Source organism: Marinobacter sp. (genome assembly GCF_040882185.1).
Classification (GTDB): domain Bacteria; phylum Pseudomonadota; class Gammaproteobacteria; order Pseudomonadales; family Oleiphilaceae; genus Marinobacter.
Map to the genome: position 1 here is coordinate 91,700 of NZ_JBBEBW010000036.1, position 21,082 is coordinate 112,781.

Annotated in this window: 16 protein-coding genes; 3 read left to right on the plus strand and 13 right to left on the minus strand. The window is 54.4% G+C overall.

From position 1 onward, the window contains the following. Positions 1-45 precede the first annotated feature (45 nt). The 12 genes from lapB to WEB64_RS17255 all read right to left on the minus strand — a co-directional run bounded on the left by lapB (position 46) and on the right by WEB64_RS17255 (position 14,291). Positions 46-1,215, minus strand: a complete 1,170-nt coding sequence (gene lapB, locus WEB64_RS17200; protein ID WP_368057124.1) for a lipopolysaccharide assembly protein LapB — start codon at positions 1,213-1,215, stop codon at positions 46-48. After that, the gene (locus tag WEB64_RS17205; protein ID WP_368057122.1) at positions 1,215-1,517 is read right to left on the minus strand and encodes a LapA family protein; all 303 of its coding nucleotides are present in this window, start codon (positions 1,515-1,517) and stop codon (positions 1,215-1,217) included. Before WEB64_RS17205 ends, lapB begins: the two co-directional genes overlap by 1 nt. An 88-nt stretch (positions 1,518-1,605) precedes the next feature. Continuing rightward, positions 1,606-1,902: an integration host factor subunit beta gene (locus tag WEB64_RS17210; protein WP_368057120.1), complete on the minus strand. Its 297-nt coding sequence runs from the start codon at positions 1,900-1,902 to the stop codon at positions 1,606-1,608. 129 nt (positions 1,903-2,031) lie between these two features. Then, entirely contained in the window at positions 2,032-3,726 is a 1,695-nt protein-coding gene (rpsA, locus tag WEB64_RS17215) for a 30S ribosomal protein S1 (protein ID WP_368057118.1), read from the minus strand. A gap of 129 nt (positions 3,727-3,855) precedes the next feature. Next, complete coding sequence (gene cmk / locus WEB64_RS17220; RefSeq protein ID WP_368057116.1) at positions 3,856-4,527, minus strand: (d)CMP kinase; 672 nt, start codon at positions 4,525-4,527, stop codon at positions 3,856-3,858. A gap of 3 nt (positions 4,528-4,530) precedes the next feature. Beyond that, positions 4,531-6,756 (minus strand): bifunctional prephenate dehydrogenase/3-phosphoshikimate 1-carboxyvinyltransferase, encoded by a 2,226-nt coding sequence (locus WEB64_RS17225; protein ID WP_368057114.1) that lies wholly within the window; start codon positions 6,754-6,756, stop codon positions 4,531-4,533. After that, positions 6,749-7,882: a histidinol-phosphate transaminase gene (gene hisC / locus WEB64_RS17230; RefSeq protein WP_368057112.1), complete on the minus strand. Its 1,134-nt coding sequence runs from the start codon at positions 7,880-7,882 to the stop codon at positions 6,749-6,751. Before hisC ends, WEB64_RS17225 begins: the two co-directional genes overlap by 8 nt. Positions 7,883-7,932: 50 nt before the next feature. Continuing rightward, positions 7,933-9,030 carry a prephenate dehydratase gene (gene pheA / locus WEB64_RS17235; protein ID WP_368057110.1) on the minus strand — a complete coding sequence of 366 codons (1,098 nt, stop codon included), beginning with the start codon at positions 9,028-9,030 and terminating at the stop codon, positions 7,933-7,935. Between the two features lie 2 nt (positions 9,031-9,032). Then, positions 9,033-10,115: a 3-phosphoserine/phosphohydroxythreonine transaminase gene (gene serC / locus WEB64_RS17240; protein ID WP_368057357.1), complete on the minus strand. Its 1,083-nt coding sequence runs from the start codon at positions 10,113-10,115 to the stop codon at positions 9,033-9,035. Positions 10,116-10,196: 81 nt separating this feature from the next. Further along, a complete protein-coding gene (gene gyrA, locus WEB64_RS17245) occupies positions 10,197-12,818 on the minus strand; it encodes a DNA gyrase subunit A (protein ID WP_368057108.1) in 2,622 nt (873 codons plus the stop codon). 221 nt (positions 12,819-13,039) lie between these two features. Beyond that, on the minus strand, positions 13,040-13,894 hold the full coding sequence (purU, locus tag WEB64_RS17250; protein WP_368057106.1) for a formyltetrahydrofolate deformylase: 855 nt from the start codon (positions 13,892-13,894) through the stop codon (positions 13,040-13,042). A 55-nt stretch (positions 13,895-13,949) separates the two neighbouring features. After that, entirely contained in the window at positions 13,950-14,291 is a 342-nt protein-coding gene (locus WEB64_RS17255) for a 4a-hydroxytetrahydrobiopterin dehydratase (RefSeq protein ID WP_368057104.1), read from the minus strand. Between the two features lie 153 nt (positions 14,292-14,444). On the opposite strand from WEB64_RS17255, the gene imuA reads away from it, so the two are divergent. From imuA to WEB64_RS17270, 3 genes are read left to right on the plus strand one after another with little or no spacing between them, the layout of a single operon-like run. Next, positions 14,445-15,149 (plus strand): translesion DNA synthesis-associated protein ImuA, encoded by a 705-nt coding sequence (gene imuA / locus WEB64_RS17260; protein WP_368057102.1) that lies wholly within the window; start codon positions 14,445-14,447, stop codon positions 15,147-15,149. A gap of 2 nt (positions 15,150-15,151) precedes the next feature. Next, positions 15,152-16,588 carry a DNA polymerase Y family protein gene (locus WEB64_RS17265; protein ID WP_368057100.1) on the plus strand — a complete coding sequence of 479 codons (1,437 nt, stop codon included), beginning with the start codon at positions 15,152-15,154 and terminating at the stop codon, positions 16,586-16,588. A 6-nt stretch (positions 16,589-16,594) separates the two neighbouring features. Continuing rightward, a complete protein-coding gene (locus WEB64_RS17270) occupies positions 16,595-19,702 on the plus strand; it encodes an error-prone DNA polymerase (protein ID WP_368057098.1) in 3,108 nt (1,035 codons plus the stop codon). A gap of 51 nt (positions 19,703-19,753) precedes the next feature. Here the strand turns inward: WEB64_RS17270 and WEB64_RS17275 are convergent, their stop codons facing one another. Continuing rightward, positions 19,754-21,076, minus strand: coding sequence for a sodium ion-translocating decarboxylase subunit beta (locus WEB64_RS17275; protein WP_368057096.1), 1,323 nt, complete (start codon positions 21,074-21,076; stop codon positions 19,754-19,756). Between the last annotated feature and the right edge of the window lie 6 nt (positions 21,077-21,082).

The following is a 21,082-nucleotide window of genomic DNA, read 5'->3' on the forward strand; positions in this document are numbered from 1 at the left end:
TGCTTTTTGATTCCACGTTCACTCGAAGTACCTTGTGCAGACTAACTACTCTGCTTCCACACCCTGGATCGGGCGCACTGTTTCCCACTGTTTACAGCTTGGGCACAGCCAATGAAGTTGCTGCCCCGAGAAGCCACAACTGGTACAACGATAAATCGGCCGATTAACTAATAGCAGGTGTCCAATACGGCTCACCAACCGACCCTCATCGGTAGTCATACCTTTTTCATATCCCGCCATTTCGACTAGCCGAAGCAGCCCTCTGACGCTCGGTCTTATTTCAAGCTCTGCCCTCAGCAATTCAATAGCGACAGGCCGCCCGGACGAACGCTCAATGGATTCGACCAACCCCAGTAGCAAACTGGTACTTGGCCAGGTTTGGTAAAGCTTCCTGAGCTTCTTCCCCAACCGGGCAATATCTCCGTGTTCCTTCTCGAGTTTCATCAGCCGATCTACGGCTTCAGAGCCGAATTCGGGATTTTGGTCGAAAACCTTCAATAATGTCTGAGAGGCGTCCCGGTAATTGCCGTTCCGACGCTGTAGGCTGACGATGATCAGAGTGGCCCGGATACAGGACCGGTCATGTTCCAGCGCTTCTTTGGCAAGCTTTTGCGCATTCCAGCGGTCGTCTTCTCGCAACGCTTTATCGGCAAGCTCGCAGGTAATATAGGCAAGTTGCTTACTAAGACCGGCATCTGACACACCGGTGACCAGCGTGGCAGTGACCTGGGCAGCTTTATCCCACTCTTTTTCCTGCTGGTAGAGCTCTACCAACTGGGTCGAGGCCTTGCGGCCGTATTCCCGGTCGCCCATCAACTCATGAAAGAGCGTTTCTGCCCGATCAAGCAAACCGGCCGCCAGGTAATCAAGTGCCAGCTCAAAGGTAACCTGGGGTGAAAAGCGTGACGGCAGTTCGGGGCGTGCCAACAGGTTCTGGTGGATCACGATGGCCCTGTCGGTCTCCCCTTTATGGCGGAAGTGCGCTCCGATGGACAAATGTAGACTGACAGTATCGCGACTGACTGCCAGCGATTGGACAAAATTCTCCACGGCCTGGTCAGAATAGTTGGTAAACAGGAACTGAAGACGGTCTTTCACTGAGTTTTCATCAGATATAACCGTGGTTGAACGTTCAGAAGAGCGGCCAGAACGACCTGCAAACCAGCCAGCAGCGACCGCAACAGTCAATAGCAGCCACTGAAAAACAATATCCATCAGGTGGTCCGATCAGTCGTATTCCTGGACTTCTCCAAGGCCAGCTCTGCCCTCGTCAGCCGCTTCTTGAGCTGGCGTCGGGACACTGATGTGCGCACGGTCGCCAACATGGTCAACAAGACACCCACCAATGCGCCAACTACAAATGACAATATGATCCAGATTGCGACGCCGTGAGGAGCCGTTTCAAAGAGAAGGAAATTAAGCGAGACTGCCATCTGATTGTTGAGCGAAAAAACCAGAGCCAACAACACCAGAAATAACACCAGAAGAATGATCAGTATTTTCTGTAACCCGGCCATAATTCAAAACACTCCTGATTCATTCATCCACTGAACACGGTACCCAACCAATAATACCTGTATTAACCGTGCTTGTCCGGGCAGTAGATCAATAGCCTTTTTTCATGCTGTCGTTTACCTGTTCACGGAGCTCCTTACCAGGCTTGAAATGTGGAACAAACTTAGCCGGCAATTTAACCGCCTCGCCGGTTTTCGGGTTACGCCCCGTGCGGGCTGCTCGATGGTGTAACGAAAAACTACCAAAGCCCCGGATCTCTATGCGCTGACCTTCTGCCAATGATTGGGACATATGTTCAATGACCGTTTTTACTGCAAGCTCGACGTCTTTTACGGAAAGCTGCGTCTGCTTCGACGCAACCAATTCTACCAACTCGGACTTTGTCATGAGGCTTATCCTTTTTTCGTTCTTATTGCGAAGCTGATGGCATCGCCTAGAACGTAGTTTAGCTAAACCCCAAAAAAACACAAAAAAAACGGGCTGTTACAGCCCGTTTTTTTATTACTAACCAGACATTCAGTCTTTATTAGCGTTTTGCTGCTGCATTTGCTCTTTAATCAGGTCACCAATGGTAGTGGCACCAGAGGAGCTTTCTGCAGTCTTCTCGCGAACAGTTTGCAGCGCCTGCTTGTCATCTTCAACGTCCTTCGACTTGACCGACAGGTTGATCACGCGGTTCTTGCGATCAATGCTGATAATCTTCGCTTCAACTTCGTCACCTTCGTTCAGCACGTTGCGCGCATCTTCAATGCGATCGCGGCTGATTTCAGAAGCCTTCAGAATCGCTTCAACTTCATCATTCAGGGCAATCGTGGCAGATTTCGCGTCAATCGCAGAAACCTTACCTTTAACGATAGAGCCCTTGTCGTTCAGTTGAACAAACTCGGCGAACGGATCACTTTCGAGCTGCTTGATACCAAGAGAAATACGCTCACGCTCGGGATCAACCGAAAGGATGACAGTGTCAACCTCGTCGCCCTTCTTGTACTCACGGACGGCTTCTTCACCGGTCTCGTTCCAGCTGATGTCAGACAAATGAACCAGACCATCAATGCCGCCATCAAGACCAATAAAGATACCGAAATCGGTAATCGACTTGATCTTGCCAGAGATGCGATCACTCTTGTTGAAGTTGCTGGAGAAATCTTCCCATGGATTGGTCACGCACTGCTTGATACCCAGGGAGATACGACGACGCTCTTCGTCGATATCGAGAATCATCACACCAACTTCATCACCGACCTGAACCACTTTGGACGGATGGATGTTTTTATTGGTCCAGTCCATTTCGGACACGTGAACCAAACCTTCTACACCCTCTTCCAACTCAGCGAAACAGCCATAATCGGTCAGATTGGTGACACGGGCTGTAACCTTGCTGTTCTCAGGGTAGCGCGCCTTGATCTCGACCCAGGGATCTTCGCCCAGTTGCTTCAGACCCAGAGAAACACGGTTACGCTCGCGGTCAAACTTCAGGACCTTAACGCTGATTTCGTCGCCCACATTCACGATTTCGCTCGGATGCTTGATGCGCTTCCAGGCCATGTCTGTGATATGCAGCAGGCCGTCAACACCACCCAGATCTACGAATGCGCCGTAATCAGTCAGGTTCTTGACGATACCCTTGATTTCCATTCCTTCAGTCAGCGTCTCAAGTAGTGCATCACGCTCTGCACTGTTTTCTGCTTCCAGCACGGCGCGACGGGATACAACAACGTTGTTACGCTTCTGGTCAAGCTTGATGACCTTGAATTCCAGCTCCTTGTTCTCCAGGTGCGCAGTGTCGCGAACCGGACGAACATCTACCAGGGAACCAGGAAGGAAGGCACGGATTCCGGCCAGGTCGACTGTAAAGCCGCCTTTAACCTTACCGTTGATCACACCTTTGACAACTTCTTCGGCTTCGAAGGATTTTTCCAGAACCTTCCACGCTTCTGCACGCTTCGCTTTCTCACGTGACAGACGGGTTTCACCAAAGCCGTCTTCGACCGCATCGAGAGCCACATCGACAGTGTCACCAATCTGGACTTCCATCTCACCCTTTTCATTAAGGAACTGTGAGGCTGGAATGACACCCTCGGACTTCAGGCCGGCGTTAACCGTTACCCAGTCGCTGTCGATATCAACCACGGTTCCCTGGACGATGGAACCCGGTTGCATGTCAATTTCTTTTAGGCTTTCTTCAAATAGATCCGCAAAGCTCTCGCTCATTATGTGTCCTATGTGATCAACGCAAGTTTACTCCGTGCTGCCAGCGACACGGTCTGTGAATCGTGATCCGGATATTGCCAGGGCTGGCTGTTAACGCAGCATCCGGTTTCCAACAACAAAAAGGTGCAATCAGGTCTGACCCGCCAAGGCCATAACCTGATCCAACACCTCTTCTATGCTTAAGCCTGTCGAGTCAATGACTTGCGCATCTTCTGCAGGCTTCAGCGGGGCGGCAGAACGGTTCATATCCCGCTCATCACGCGCCCTGATCTCTTCTAAAAGGGCGTCAATGTTAACACTGACACCCGCATCCTTCAACTGGCGATAACGACGTTCTGCCCGCTCTTGCGCACTCGCAGTGAGAAAGATTTTAACCGGCGCATCCGGGAACACTACGGTACCCATATCCCGACCGTCAGCGACCAGGCCTGGCGGTTTCTGAAAATCTCTCTGACGCTGTAATAACGCATCTCTTACAGGTTGGATAATGGCTATTTTGGAGGCATCATCACCACAATTTTCAGTGCGGATAGCGCCGGTTACATCTTCACCAGCCAATAGCACTCGAACCGGTTCCCCAGGAGCGGTCGGCTCAAAAGTGACATTCAGATTAAGCGCAGCAGCGACAAGTCCTGCTTCGTCATCAAACGATACCCCCTGGCGCTTCGCTGCCAGTGCGGTCAGACGGTAGAGCGCTCCGCTATCCAGTAAGTGCCAGCCCAGGCGTCGTGCCAGCATCTGGGTAACGGTGCCTTTGCCGGAGCCACCCGGGCCGTCAATAGTGATGACTGGTGCCGTCATGAACTATGCTCCCTCAGCTTGTACGCGGAGGCCGGTCTGCCTTGCAAGCTTGACAAACCCGGGAAATGAGGTGGCCACATTGGCACAATCGTTGATAGTAATCACCCCTGTGGCCCGCAACGACGCCACCGCAAAGGCCATAGCTATCCTATGGTCGCCGTGGCTATCCACGTGACCGCCACCCACTGTCTGACCACCTTCAATCTCAATACCATCCGGTGTCACGGTGGTCTGCACCCCCAGTTGCTCCAGACCATCCGCCATAACCTGGATCCGATCACTTTCCTTAACCCGAAGTTCCTCGGCGCCCCGCAAAACCGTTTTGCCTTCCGCGCAGGTGGCCGCAATAAAAAGCACCGGGAATTCGTCTATAGCGAGCGGTACTTCGGTTCCCGGAATATCAATACCGTGGAGCCTGGCAGACGTCACACGCAAGTCCGCTACGGGCTCACCACCTACTACCTTTTCATTGCTGACTTCAATATTTGCTCCCATCAACCGAAGTATGTTGATTACACCGACACGGGTCGGGTTCATGCCCACATGGCGCAATGTCAGATCTGAGTCTTCGGCGATGGTGGCTGCCACCAGGAAAAAAGCAGCCGATGAAATATCTGCCGGTACATCAATGGCACTTGCCGTAAGACGACCGCCGCCGACAACGCTTGCAGTCGCCCCTTCCCGCTTCACCGGATAGCCAAATCCAGCCAACATACGCTCCGTGTGATCACGAGTGGGTGCGGGCTCCGTGACCGAAGTTGTGCCCTCCGCATAAAGTCCGGCGAGCAACAGACAGGATTTGACTTGGGCACTGGCAACGGGCATATCGTAATGCAAGCCCTTGAGCGCCAGCCCCCCTTTGATTTTGAGCGGCGGCCTGCCGCCCTCTGCGGTTTCAATTACCGCGCCCATCGCTCTCAACGGTTCCGCGACTCGCCCCATTGGCCGACCGGTAAGGCTGGCATCACCTGTCAATTCGGAGTCAAACGCCTGAGGAGCCAACAACCCGGAAAAAAGTCGCATAGCGGTACCTGAGTTACCCACATATAGCGGCCCTCGTGGCGCCTGCAGGCCGTCAATCCCGACCCCATGAATACGCACATGCCCGTTGTGCGGACCTTCAATAGTCACGCCCATATCCCGAAATGCTTGCAGGGTCGCAAGACTGTCTTCGCCTTCGAGAAAGCCTTCCACTTCCGTGATGCCGTCCGCCAATGCCCCAAGCATGATGGAGCGGTGAGACATGGATTTGTCGCCCGGCACGCGAATATCGCCGGTTATCTTACCGCCGGGCTGAACACTGAACGTTACCTGTTTCTGGTTGTTGGTTGTCACGTAGGCCTGCCCTGAAAGCATTTTTGAAAAGTGTTCCCGCGCCGCTTTGGCACGAGTGAAAACCCTGAGCAGGGTCGCTCCGTCCTGCTCCGCAATAGCTGTACGCAACTGATTGAGATCATGAGTAAAATGATCAATAACCTTTAGCACCGCTTGCTGATTGGACAGAAAAATATCGTGCCACATCACCGGATTGCTGGCAGCGATGCGGGTAAAGTCACGGAAGCCGCCCGCAGCATAACGGAAGATATCAAGGTTCTCGTCCTCTCCCGCCAGGGTATCCACTAACGAAAAGGCGATAAGATGGGGCAAATGACTGGTCGCCGCCAGCACTTCGTCATGATATTCCACAGGCATTGTCAGCACCCGCGCGCCACACCCCTCCCAGAGAGCACTGAGTCTGGCAAGATCGGCAGCATCGACATCGTCCGGGGGCGTGAGAATTACTTTGTGTTTGGCGAAGAGCTCCGGATTGGCGGCGGCAATACCACTCTTCTCAGAGCCGGCGATCGGATGACCCGGAATACACGCTGGCCGCTGCTCACCAAAAACGGAACTCACGGCCGCTACAAAACTTGCTTTGGTGCTGCCCACATCTGTCAGCAGCGCCTGGGCTCCGATGGCGGGTTTTACCTGCTGCAGAACAGCTTCCGTTGCCCGCACTGGTACGGCGATGACCACCAGATCGGCAGCTTTGACAGCCTCGGCAATTGAGCCCGCTGCCTCATCGATAACCTGGGCTTTCAAAGCATGCGCCAGATCAGTCTGGCTCTGATCTGCCCCCACTACCGTCGCTGCCAGTTTGTGCTTCTTGATCGCCGCTGCCAATGATCCGCCGATCAGCCCAAGGCCGATAATAGCAATACGCTGGAAGACCGGGGCAGCTTCACCCATGGTCCTTTTGTTCCTCTATAATCTCGAGCGCGTGAGCTAACGCCTCAATGAAGCGCTGGTTTTCTTCTGACAGCCCCACTGATACCCGCAAGTGCCGCGGCATGCCGTAACCGGCTATCGGGCGTACAATGACGCCTTGAGCCAATAACTGGTTGAAGATAGCTGGCGCCTGATCCCCCACATCTACGGCAACAAAATTGCCTGAGGAAGGAATATAGGAGAGTGCCATTTGGTCAAATGCGTGTTCAAGCTGTTTCAGCCCGGCCGTATTGACCTGCCTCGAACGTGCGAGGTAATCATCATCGTCCAGTACGGCGGTCGCCGCCGCCTGCGCGATAGCGTCGACATTAAACGGCTGACGCACACGGTTGAGAATATCCGTAATTTCTGCAGAGGCGATGCCATAACCTACCCTCAAAGCCGCCAGCCCCCAGGCCTTGGAGAAGGTTCTGGATATGATCAGGTTCGGATATCGCGCCAACAGGCCAAGACTATGCTGATGCTCGTCACCTTCAAGGTATTCACAATACGCCTCGTCGAGCACCACAATGACTCGCTCAGGTACTGACGCGAGGAATTTCTCCACGGCTTCGGCGCTTTGCACCGTACCGGTCGGGTTGTTGGGGTTGGCAACAAAAATCAACCCGGTTTTATCGGTGACCGCTGCAGCCATCGCCTCAAGATCATGACCCCAGTCTCTGGCTGGCACCTCAATACCATGGGCGCCAATAGCACGGGTCACCAGCGGATATACTGCAAAGGCATACTGGGAATAAATAATATCGGTATTGGCGTCTGCAAAACCGCGAGCAATTACCTCCAGCACATCGTTAGAGCCATTACCCAGAGTAATCTGTGTTGCAGACACGCCAAGCTTTTCAGACAATTTCGCCTTCAAATTAAAGCCGTTACCATCCGGGTAGCGACACAACTCACTGAGCGCTTTGCGGGCAGCTTCCAATGCAACGGGGCTGGGGCCTAACGGGTTCTCATTGCTGGCCAGCTTCACAATACCTGACGGATCAAGGCCAAACTCGCGGGCGAGCTCATCAATTGGCTTTCCCGGCTGGTAAGGCATAAGGCCCTGAACACCTTTTACGGCAAGGGTCTGGTAATCAATCGCCATTATTCATTCCCCCTAACCGGAATTCCGGGCAGTCAAACATTGCGCGTTCATCAAAGCACCCCAATGGGATAGGAACCAAGCCGTTTTAATTCCACTGCTTCCGCCTCAACTTCCTCTAAAACCTTACTGACTTTCAGGTCATCCATATGACCCTCAAAATCGATATAGAATACGTAGGCCCAAGTGCCGCTTGGTGAAGGCCGGGTTTCGAGCCGTGTCAGGCTCAAGCCGTGGCGATGGAAAGGCTCCAGCAGCTGATAAAGCGCTCCTGGCTTATTGCGCATGGAGACGAGAATGGACGATTTATCATGTCCGCTCAGACTGACCGCCTCCCGACCAATAATCAAAAACCGGGTAGTGTTATCGGGCCGGTCTTCAATGCTGTTAGCCAGCTTTTTAAGCCCATATAACTCTTCTGCCATATCACCTGCAATCGCCGCGGTGCCGGGCTCTTCCGCTGCTCGTCGGGCCGCTTCTGCGTTGCTACTGACAGTGACCCGCTCGATACCGTAGCGGTTTGCATCCAGCCACTGGCGGCATTGGGCAAAAGATTGCTGGTGTGAATAGATTCGACTGATATTTTTCGCGTCGCTACCGGGCGCGCACATAAGGTGATGGTGAATTCGCAACTGAACTTCACCGCAGATTTTCAAGGGCGACGACATGAACATATCGAGCGTATGGTTGATCATACCTTCGGTCGAATTCTCGACCGGGACCACACCGTAATGTGCCGAACCGGACTCCACTTCGCGGAAAACCGCGTCAATAGCGGGCAACGGGACACTGATAACAGAATGGCCAAAATGCTTGAGTGCTGCGGACTGGGTAAATGTACCGGCGGGCCCGAGAAAAGCAATATGCATGGGCTTTTCAAGAGACAGACAGGCAGACATGATTTCCCGGAACAGTCTGGCCATCTCTTCTCCAGACAGCGGCCCCGGGTTCTGCTCCTTGATCCGGCGCAGTACTTGAGCTTCACGCTCCGGGCGGTAGAAAAACACATCCTCACCCGGATGGGCGGCCAGTTTTACCGCGGCCACCTCTTGGGCACAACGGGCGCGGGCGCTGATAAGATCCATAATCTGGCGATCAAGCTGGTCAATCTCTTCACGCAGCTCTGCTAACCGGATCTGCTCGTCGGTCATGGTCAGGCCCGCTCCTTCTCAAAGGTGGTCATGTAATCAATCAATGCATCCACGCCCGATTCCGGCATGGCGTTATAAATACTCGCCCGCATGCCGCCCACTGAACGATGCCCTTTGAGGTTGAGCAGTTTACGTTCCTCGGCACCTTTGAGAAACGCACCGTTCAACGAATCATCAGCCAGCGTGAACGGGACATTCATCCAGGACCGGAAACGTCGGGTAATCGGGTTGGCGTAAAAGTCACTGGCATCAATAAAACCGTAAAGCTTTTCTGACTTCCGGGCATTGATTTTCCCGATGGCCTCAACACCGCCCTGGGCTTTCAGCCACTGAAATACCAGACCAGCCAGATACCAGGAATAGGTTGAAGGCGTGTTGTACATGGAGCCATTATCCGCCGTAACCTTATAATCCATCATGGTCGGAATTTCCTTGCGGGCGCGACCCAACAGACTTTTATGCACTGCAACCACGACCAGGCCGGAAGGGCCTATATTCTTTTGGGCACCAGCATAGATAACTCCGAACTTCGATACATCTATCGGGCGGGACAGAATGGTGGAGGACATATCCGCCACCAGCGGCACATCGCCGATTTCCGGTATGAAGTCATATTCCAGGCCGCCAATTGTCTCGTTCGGCGTATAATGCAGATAGGCAGCATCAGGATCACATCGCCAGGTAGAAGGGTCTGGCACATCCTTAAAACCACGGGATTCGCTGCTCGCGACGACATTGACATTAGCGTACCGTCGGGCTTCCGCAATGGCTTTGGTAGACCAGATACCGGTATTAACGTAGTCCGCAGACGATTTCTCACCCAGCAAATTCAGTGGCACGGTTGCAAACTGGCTGCTGGCGCCCCCCTGCATGAACAACACTGCATACTCATCCGAGACACCGGCAAGGTCACGGAAATCCTGCTCTGCCGCTTTGGCGATGGCCACGTACTCATCGCTGCGATGACTCATCTCCATCACCGACATGCCGGTCCCGCGCCAGTCCAGCATTTCATCCCGCGCCTGTTGAAGCACGCTCTCCGGCAGTGTCGCCGGACCTGCACAAAAATTATACGCCCTGGTCATTGCCACTGATCTCTCATCGTTCAACTATGGAGCCATTGCCTCCGGGCCTTTACGGCCTGAAGGCAACAATATACCGGCAACTCACTCCTCGCTGGCACCCTCATTTGCGTCATCAGCCTGCTGCTCGTTGCCAGCAGCTTCTTCACCCTCAACATCGGGAGCCTCTTCACCGGTATCCGCAATTCGCTCGACACCGACCAACCGTTCGTCTTCCTGACTCAGCTTGATCAGACGAACGCCCTGGGTGTTACGACTCAATACCGACACTTCGTCAGTACGGGTACGAACCAGCGTACCTTTGTCAGAGATCAACATCATCTCGTCACCGTCGAACATCTGCAGCGCCGTCACCAAACGGCCGTTACGATCAGAACACTGCATCGCAATAACGCCCTGACTGCCACGACTGTAGGTGGGGAACTCGGAAATCAGAGTCCGCTTACCATAACCGTGTTCGCTGGCGGTCAGTATAATGCCGTCATCATCCTGCGGAATAATGAGCGAGACAACGTGGTGCTCTGATGGCATACGAATACCGCGCACACCGCGGGCAGTTCGACTGAGGGGACGAATGGCATCTTCGTTAAACCGAACAGCCTTGCCAGCGGTAGAGAACAGCATGACTTCTGCATCACCCTTGGTAATAGCGGCCCCAATCAGGGTATCCCCCTCATCAAGGGACAACGCAATCAGACCATTACTGCGGGGGCGTGAGAAGTTCGGCAACGGCGTTTTCTTGACGATACCGGCAGACGTTGCCATCAGCACGTAGTGATCTTCCGGATAATCCCTGACCGGCAGAAAGGTGGTGACGCGCTCGCCTTCTTCCAGCGGCAGGATATTGACCATAGGCCGCCCGCGTGAGGCGCGGCTGGCTCTCGGAATCTCAAACACCCGCAGCCAGTACACCTTGCCCCGGCTGGTAAAACACAGGATGGTGTCGTGGGAGTTGGCGACCAACAGCTTCTCAATGAAATCTTCTTCCTTCATTGAAGTGGATGCTTTCCCACGACCACCACGGCGCTGGGCTTGATAATCTTCAATGGCCTGAGTCTTGGCGTAACCACCATGGGAAATAGTGACCACCAGATCCTCTTCATCAATCAGATCGGCAATGGTCAGATCACGTTTGGAGCTGGTGATCTCGGTGAGACGCTTGTCGCCGTATTCTTCAACAATGGCCTGCAACTCTTCCCGAATAACCTGCAACAAGCGGTCAGGATCCGCCAGGATCTCCAGCAAACCGGCGATTTTATCAATAATTTCGCGGTATTCGTTCTGGAGTTTTTCAGTTTCCAGACCGGTTAAACGATGCAGACGTAGATCCAGAATGGCCTGGGCCTGGTCCGGCGAAAGATGATAAAGCCCGTCGCGCAGGCCATAGATTTCCGGCAGGTCATCTGGACGACAGGCGTCTTTTCCTGCCTTCTCCAGCATCGCCATGACGCCTTCCGACGCCCAGCCCTGAGCCATCAGCTTTTCTTTAGCTTCAGCGGAAGATGGCGATTGCTTGATCAGCTCGATAATTTCGTCAATGTTGGCCAGCGCAACTGACAGGCCCTCCAGAATATGGCCGCGCTCTCTTGCCTTGCGCAGTTCATAAATAGTTCTGCGCGTCACCACTTCACGGCGATGACGAACGAAAGCGTCGAGCATTTCTTTCAGGTTCAGTATCCGGGGCTCGCCATCAATCAGCGCCACCATGTTAATACCGAACACCGTCTGCAACTGGGTGTGCGCAAACATGTTATTGATGATCACGTCCGGGTTTTCACCCCGACGCAACTCAATCACCACCCGGATGCCTTCCTTGTTTGATTCGTCACGCAGTTCCGTGATGCCTTCCAGCCGCTTCTCTTTCACCAGCTCGGCAATTTTCTCAATCAGCCGCGCCTTGTTGAGCTGATAAGGCAGCTCGGTGATGATAATGGCGTCTTTACCGGTCTTGTTGTCATGCTCGATTTCATGACGGGCGCGGATATAAATGCGGCCCCGGCCGGTACGGTAGGCTTCAACGATGCCAGCACGACCATTGATAATGCCCTCGGTAGGAAAGTCCGGGCCGGGGATGTATTCCATCAGCTCGTCGACAGTCATATCCGGGTTGTCAATCAACGCCAGGCAACCGTTAACGACTTCGGTCAGGTTATGAGGCGGAATATTAGTCGCCATGCCCACCGCAATGCCGGAAGAACCATTAACCAGCAGGTTAGGGACCCGGGTCGGCAGTACTTCGGGAATCTGCTCGGTGCCATCGTAGTTGGGCACAAAGTCGACGGTTTCCTTATCCAGATCGGCCAGCAACGAGTGGGCGATCTTCTTCATCCGGATTTCGGTATAACGCATGGCTGCCGCGTTATCACCGTCGATGGAACCGAAGTTACCCTGACCATCCACCAGTGGATAACGCAACGAGAATGGCTGGGCCATACGTACGATGGTGTCGTACACCGCAGAGTCACCATGGGGGTGATACTTACCGATCACGTCACCGACCACACGGGCAGACTTTTTATAGGTTTTGTTCCAATCGTTACTCAGTTCGGACATAGCGAACAGAACGCGGCGATGCACCGGCTTGAGGCCGTCCCGAACGTCCGGAAGCGCCCTGCCGACGATGACGCTCATGGCGTAATCGAGGTAGGACTGTTTTAGTTCGTCTTCAATATTTACCGGCAGGATCTCTTTGGCTAATTCACCCATCGAGAAAGGTTCCTTTGCGTTTGCTGGAAGTCGTCGTTTTTATGGAGCAGATCGAGCCCGCTCTTCTCTGTAAGGGCGGGCAAAGCAATGTCTGGACGCCTTCCGTCAGCGGGTAAAAGGGTCCCGACACAGCCTCTCGTACCGGCCATTAACAAGCGGATAATACTAACACATCTGAAGCCTGAAAGGGTGGCTTTGGACTGGCAAACAATGACCTTAAATCAACCAAATACCACGGTCTTGTTTTCGTAGGTGATAACCCGATCCTCAATGTGCGCCCGCAACCCTCTGGCCAGCACGCTTTTCTCTACGTCCTTGCCCAAACGCACCATATCTTCAATGGAATCACTGTGGTTCACCCGAATGACGTCCTGCTCGATAATCGGACCCTCATCCAGATCCTGGGTGACATAATGACAGGTGGCGCCGATCAGTTTGACACCACGGCTGTAGGCCTGATGGTAAGGGCGCGCACCGGCAAAAGACGGCAGGAAACTATGATGGATATTGATCACCCGCCCGACGTAACGCTCACACAATTCCGGCGGCAATATCTGCATATAGCGGGCAAGCACAACCACATCGGTCTCGTAGCCATCAATCAGGTGACTGATTTTTGCAAAACCCTCTTCCCGGTTTTCTTTCGTCACCGGAATATGATGGTAAGGAATATCATGCCAGTCGACCATACGGCGAAGATCATCATGGTTGGAAATAACAGCAACAATTTCAGTGTTCAACTCTTTACTGTGCCAGCGGTGCAGCAGGTCTGCCAGACAGTGGGACTCCTTACTGCACATCAGCACCACACGCTTGGGCTTGGCGGAATCCGCCACGTGCCAGCGCATGTCGAACTCCCGGGCGATGGGCTCGAAAGCGGCACGGAACTGTTCAAGGCCGAAAGGTATCGAGTCGGCCTTGATCTCATGCCGCATGAAAAACCAGCCAGCCTGACTGTCGGAGTGATGGCTCGCTTCAGTAATCCAGCCGTTGTAGGTGGTCAGGAAGTTACTGACCTTAGCGACGATGCCTACCCGGTCAGGACAGGAAATCACCAGACGGTATGTATGCTCCATGGGGCCCTTGCTGCTCTGTAACGTGATAACAATGAGCGCGCATGATAGCCGATTGTCAGGACGCGTGTAAGGCGTCCGTTCTGGCGGCCATAATAAAATCGTTGTTGTGAAGACCGCCGATTTTATGGGTCCACCAGTTCACCGTTACTTTACCGTACTCCACCAGAATAGCCGGGTGATGGTTCTCCGATTCCGCCAGCTCGCCCACTTTATTGGCAAACGCCAGAGCCTCGACGAAATTTTTGAGCTTGAACTGCCGCTCCAACTGCTGTTCACCGTTACGCTCTACCAGCGTCCATGAGGGGACCTGCTGGAGCAGTTCGTTTTGCTCTGCCGATGACACCTTTGGGGCGTCGGCGCGGCACGCTTCGCAGGCTTGCTCTGTCAAATTACTCATATCAAACCTCTTGTGTGATCAACCATTACCAGCCTGAGCACTGCCAGAACCGGAAGCAAGCCCGCCATAGGATTCGTTCGCAAATACCATTGTTGAAATCCCGGTTAACTCAATATACTGTATATTTAAACAGTATACTGGGAAAGCGTCATCATGAAAGAATTGCTGGACACCCTGCTTCAGGACGCCCGCGTGTGGCAAGGCAGGCAACAGATACCCACTCCGGAAGCTGAAGAATCCACCGGTTATGAGGCTCTGGATCGCTGTCTTTTGGGTATTGGCTGGCCTCGGGGAGCCTTGACTGAATGTCTGCTGGATAACACCGGCATTGGTGAACTACAGCTGTTGCTCCCCCTTATGCGGCGCCAACTTGCCAACGACCGCCTGGTGTTCTGGATAAACCCGCCACACACGCCCTACGCCCCCGCCCTGGAACGGGAGAGCCTGGATCTGTCACGAGTAATAGTGGTGCAAACTGAAAAGTCAGCAGACACCCTATGGGCCCTGGAAAACTGTCTGCGTTCAAGCGTTACCGGCCTGGTGATGGCCTGGCCGGGGTCCCTGAAAGCCCGGGGCATTCGCCGGTTGCAACTGGCAGCCGAAGCTGGCGGTGGATTGTGCGTGCTTTTCCGGCACACCCGGGCAGGCGATGAAAGCTCACCAGCCGCCTTGCGCCTGCAGCTGTCGCCAGCGAAAGACAGACAGTTGAGCGTTCGTATATTGAAACGCCGAGGCGGCTGGCAAGGCAGTGATTGCACGCTGTCGCTGACTGGCCGGTTCACAGAGCAGGCGCCCGGTAGTAATCGGGTGGTTCGCGGCCCCTGGCTGGACGCTAACGCCACCATGCAGATTTCCTGATCATGCTATGGCTGTATATCCATCTGCCCAACCTGTTACTCGAGCACGTAAACCAGGACCAGGCCGGTCAAACACCCCTGATTATTTCAGCAGGCAGCCAGGGGCTGGTTTACCAAGCCAATCGCGCAGCGCGAGAGCTGGGTGTGCGAACAGGCATGCGATTAAAAACAGCAATCAACCTGGCCCCGGACCTGGTTGTTGCCCGTACGGATAGCGGGCGGGAGCAGTTTGCACTTGCACAGCAGGCTCGCTGGCTTTACCGACAGGCTGCCTATATCAGCCTGTACCCACCCAACGGTTTACTGACCGAAGTCAGTAGCCTGAAACGCCTTTACGGAGGGCTGACGCCTTTGTGGCAGAACCTGTCACAGGAGCTGGATCGTCGCCAATTGACTGGCCAGATGGCCACTGCCCTGACGCCCTCTGCCGCCCGCTCCTTGGCGCAAATGAACCGTGGCCAGTGCACGGATTGCCCCGAAACCTTAAGAGAGCTTGCCCAGGCGCTGCCGATTGACCAGATTGGGTTGCCGGAGCGAACTGTGAAGCGGCTGGGGAAGCTCGGCCTTCTTACCTTGAACGACGCTCTGTCATTGCCTGCCAATGAAATCGCCCATCGCCTCGAACCGGAAACCCTACAGCGTTTACAGCAAATACACGGTACCCGCCCCGACCCGCAAACGCGCTGGCAGCCCCCTCTTTATTTTCGTCAACGGATGGATTTTGCCAGCGACATTGAGCAGATGGCCGGTTTGCTGTTTCCCTTGCAGCGGGCACTGGGAGAGCTGGAAACGGACCTGCAATGGCGCCAGCAGGACACCGATTATCTGAAGCTGAGTTTTCATCACCGGCATCATGCGGAAACACATCTGGCCATTCGTACTGCAGGGCCGGAACATCAAGCTGTCGCCTTCATGGCCCTGGCGAGAATCCAACTGGAGCAACAGCAACTGGCAGCGCCAGTCATGGCCATGACCCTGACCGTGAGCAGGTTCATGGCGCGGGGCCAGCCCGCAAACACCGATCTATTCGGTTCAGAGTCAGGTCCGGACGAAGCCTGGCAGGCCCTTGTCGGTCGACTTCAGGCCAGGCTCGGAGAATCTGCCATAAAAACTCTGGCCTCCCATCCGGATCACCGGCCTGAAAAAGCCTGGACGCAACAAACCCTGTCAAAGCCGGGGAAAATTTCAGCACATCGGGATGACCATTTTCCTGATGCACCCTCTCTTCCCTACCGCCCCCTATGGTTGTTACGCACACCACAGGCTGTCCATCATCTTCCAGAGGCCTGGCTGGCAGGACCGGAGCGTATCAGTGGTGGCTGGTGGGACGGTGAGCGGGTACAGAGGGATTACTATATTGCGCAATTAAAGACCGGTCAGCTTGGTTGGCTGTTCCGGGATGTCAGCGGTGGCTGGTACATCCACGGCTGGTTCGGGTAAGTCCGCATGCCTTATGCCGAGCTACACTGCTTCAGTAATTTTACCTTTCTGACCGGAGCATCGCATCCGGAGGAGCTTGCAGCCCGCGCGCTGGAACTGGGCTACACCGCCCTGGCAATAACCGACACCTGCTCCGTCGCCGGTATTCCCCGCGCGTGGGCCGCATTGAAAGACAGTCCGGTGAAACTGATCACAGGTAGTCATTTTGCGGTCAGCGAAGATCCCGGCAGCCTCACCACCGAGATCATCCTGTTAGCCCGGAACCGGGTCGGTTACGGTCAGCTCTGCCAGTTGATCACTACCGCCCGGCGTCGCGCTCCCAAAGGCCAGTATTATTTGAGCGGCAAAGACCTGACCGTGCACAAGCTGGATCATTGTCTGTGTTTATGGGCGCCAAAGAGGCTTTATCAGGTGGCCTTCGAGGAGGCCCGACAATGCGGCCAATGGCTGCGGTCTGTTTTTGGCGCCTGTTTTTGGCTGGCGGCGGAGCGAACGCTGGAGAATCGTGAAGAAGAGCAACTGCAACAACTGAATGCACTGGCCAGCCACCTGCAATGCCCCATTACTGCGGCAGGCCATGTGCACACCCACCGCCGGGACCGACAGCCGCTGCAGGACGTATTGACCGCTATCCGCCACGGCTGCACCCTGGAAACCGCTGGCAAACACCTGTTCCAGAACGGCGAGCGTTATCTGCGGCCAATACCGGTTTTGCAGCGCCTTTATCCGGAGGCCTGGCTGGAAGAATCTACGGTGATCGCCGGCCTCTGCACATTTGATCCCGGGTCATTAAAATATGAATACCCGTCAGATCTGGTCCCAGAAGGTTTTAGTCCAGCCAATTATCTGGCCCAACTGACCCATCAAGGCGAGCAGACCCGTTTTCCAGAAGGTACGCCGCTGCCCATTCAAGCCCTGATCAAGAAAGAACTCGCACTCATCTCGGAAATGAAATACGAGCATTACTTTTTGACCATTCACGACATTGTCGACTTCGCACGACGCCAGGGTATTCTCTGCCAGGGCCGGGGCTCTGCTGCCAACTCTGCGGTCTGCTATTGCCTGGGCATCACCGAAGTAGACCCGCGCATGGTAGAGCTACTATTCGAGCGTTTTATCTCCAAAGATCGGAACGAGCCACCGGATATAGACGTCGACTTCGAGCATGAACGTCGCGAAGAGGTCATCCAATATATTTATCGTCGTTATACCCGTGAGCGCGCCGCCCTTGCCGCCACGGTCATCCGCTACCGCCCCCGCAGTGCGATTCGGGATGTTGGCAAAGCCCTGGGGCTTGATGCCAGCTTGGTGGAGCAGTTGCTTAATGGTATTGACTGGAGAGATCGCGAAACCGACTGGCGCCAGCAGATTCTTGATAAAAAGCTGACCCGCAATCCGAAAGTGGCTACCCAGTTTTTTTCCCTGGTTAAAACTTTGCTGGGGTTTCCCAGACATTTGTCCCAGCATGTGGGCGGTTTTGTTATCAGTGCCGGCCCGTTGTCCGAACTGGTACCCATTGAAAACGCAGCCATGGCAAACCGCACCGTGATCCAATGGGACAAAGACGATCTGGAGAGCCTCGGCCTGATGAAAGTCGACGTGCTGGCGCTGGGAATGCTGTCGGCGATCCGTAAATCTCTGGAAATGATCAGCGAACAGAAAGGCCACACCGTACGCATGCAGGATATCCCTGCCGATGACAGCCAGGTCTATGGCATGTTGCAAACGGGTGACAGCATTGGCGTCTTTCAGATCGAATCACGGGCCCAGATCAATATGCTGCCCCGCCTGAAGCCGGAGAAATACTACGACCTTGTCATCGAGGTCGCTATTGTCCGCCCCGGACCGATTCAGGGCGATATGGTTCATCCGTACCTGCGTCGTAAGCACGGACTGGAAACGGTGGACTATCCGAATAGTGCTATCCGCGGAGTGCTTGAACGCACGCTTGGGGTACCCATATTTCAGGAACAGGTTATCAAGCTTGCCATGGTTGCCGCCGGTTTCAGCGCAGGCGAAGCCGATCAGCTTCGTCGCGCCATGGCGGCCTGGAAATCCCATGGTGACATGACGCCCTTCCGGGAAAAACTGCTTCACGGCATGCTGGAGCGGGGGCACAGCGCCGAGTTTGCCGAACGGATATACAAACAAATATGCGGTTTCGGCGGCTACGGCTTTCCAGAGTCTCATGCCGCCAGTTTTGCTTTGCTGGTGTATGTTTCTGCCTGGATCAAACATCATTACCCGCCAGCTTTTTATTGCGGCCTGCTCAACAGCCAACCCATGGGCTTCTACTCACCCTCCCAACTGGTACAGGATGCCAGGCGTCATAATGTTGAGGTGTTACCGCCAAATGTGAACGTCAGTCAATGGGATCATACCCTTGAGAATCAGCATCAGATATTACGTCTCGGCCTGCGTCTGATTAAAGGGATCTCAAAGCAGGCGGGGCAAATGGTAGTCGACCGGCGACCAGAAAATGGCTATCAGAGCATCACTCACTTCAGGCAAATCACGGGGTTGGATCAACAAACCATGGAAACCCTGACGGCGGCGAATGCCTTGGTCGATTGCAGTGAGAACCGACGTCAAGCGTACTGGCAATTACTCGACGATACCTCACCGGCAGCGATGTTTGTTGGCGACGTCCGGAACAGCTACCTCGATGACGACCCGGTAACGATGGAGGACCCCAGCGAAGGCCAGAATATCCTGGAAGACTATGCAACCCAGGGCCTCACCCTGGGGCGTCATCCTGTTGCGATACTCAGAGCGCAGGGGCACTTTCGCCAATGCCTGAATGGCCAGCAATTACTCACCGCCGAACCGGGCCGTCCGGTTCAGGTGGTTGGCCTGGTAACCGGCCGGCAACGGCCGGGTTCCGCCTCTGGCGTCACCTTTGTAACCCTGGAAGACGAGACCGGCAATATCAACGTCGTAGTCTGGCTTGATACTGCCAGGCGCCAACGCCAGCCGCTACTGACCGCTCGCCTGATGCATGTGAAAGGTATTCTTGAGCGGGAAGGCAATATTGCTCATGTTATGGCTGGCAAGTTGTCGGATTTGAGTCATCTGATTCAAACCATGAAGGTGCCTTCAAGAGACTTCCATTAAAAAGCCCCATCCGGCATAACCGATGGGGCTTCAGAAACTATTGAGCTGACATCAACTCAATAATTTGATCATCACACCCGCAGCAACCGCAGAGCCGATAACACCCGCCACGTTTGGCCCCATGGCGTGCATCAGCAGGAAGTTGTGGGGGTTGGCCTCCAGACCGACTTTGTTGGATACCCGCGCCGCCATTGGCACAGCCGATACACCGGCTGAACCGATTAACGGGTTGATAGGCTCCTTGGTGAAACGGTTCATCAACTTCGCCATCAGAACACCGCAGGCTGTCCCCACACCGAAGGCCACGATACCCAGACCCAGGATGCCCAGCGTCTGAGCGTCCAGGAACTTGTCCGCCATCAGTTTGGAGCCGACGGACAGACCCAGGAGGATGGTTGTGATATTGATCAGTGCATTCTGGGCGGTATCGCTCAGACGCTCCACTACGCCACATTCGCGCATCAGATTACCGAAGCAGAACATACCCAACAGCGGTGCTGCATCTGGCAAGAACAGAGCTACCGCAATCAGCACGACCAACGGGAAAATAATCTTTTCTTTCTTGCTCACCGGGCGAAGCTGGGACATTTTGATGGCCCGCTCTTTCTGCGTGGTCAGCGCCCGCATGATTGGCGGCTGAATCATCGGCACCATGGCCATATAAGCGTAGGCAGATACCGCGATCGCACCGAGCAGATGGGGAGCCAGAACGCTGGACACATAGATGGATGTCGGTCCGTCCGCACCACCGATGATACCAATTGCAGCGGCTTCCAGAATGGTGAATTCCAGAATACCCAGCCAATCAAGCAACGCAGCTCCCAACACAGTCCCGAAAATACCGAACTGGGCCGCAGCACCTAACAGCATCGTCTTCGGGTTCGCCAGCAGCGGACCGAAATCCGTCATTGCGCCAACACCCATGAAGATCACAAGCGGGCCAATAGTACTGCCAATCACAACGGTGTAAAAGTTGTACAGCATGCCATTGAAGTAGCCAAAGTCCTGAGCCACGGCGTTGGCCATGTTGATGCTGGCGTAGCTGGCATCAACGTAGCTAGCCTTGAAGGCCTCCTTGATTTCAGGAGTAACAACCTGGCCAGCCTGGTAACCAACATCAAGAATGCTCGCCAACGCTGCCAATACCTCCGGCTTGGCAAAATGGATAGCATTCTCCGCAGCAGACAGGGCAAGCCCGGCCTCCGGAATGTTCGCCAAAATACCACCGAAGCCGATCGGCACCAGCAGCAATGGCTCAAACTTCTTGCGAATAGCAAGGTACAGAAGCAAAAGGCCAACCACGATCATGATGAACTGGCCAATTTCGATATTGAACAGGCCACTGCCCGTCCAGAGTGTCAGTAATTTATCCATGGAATG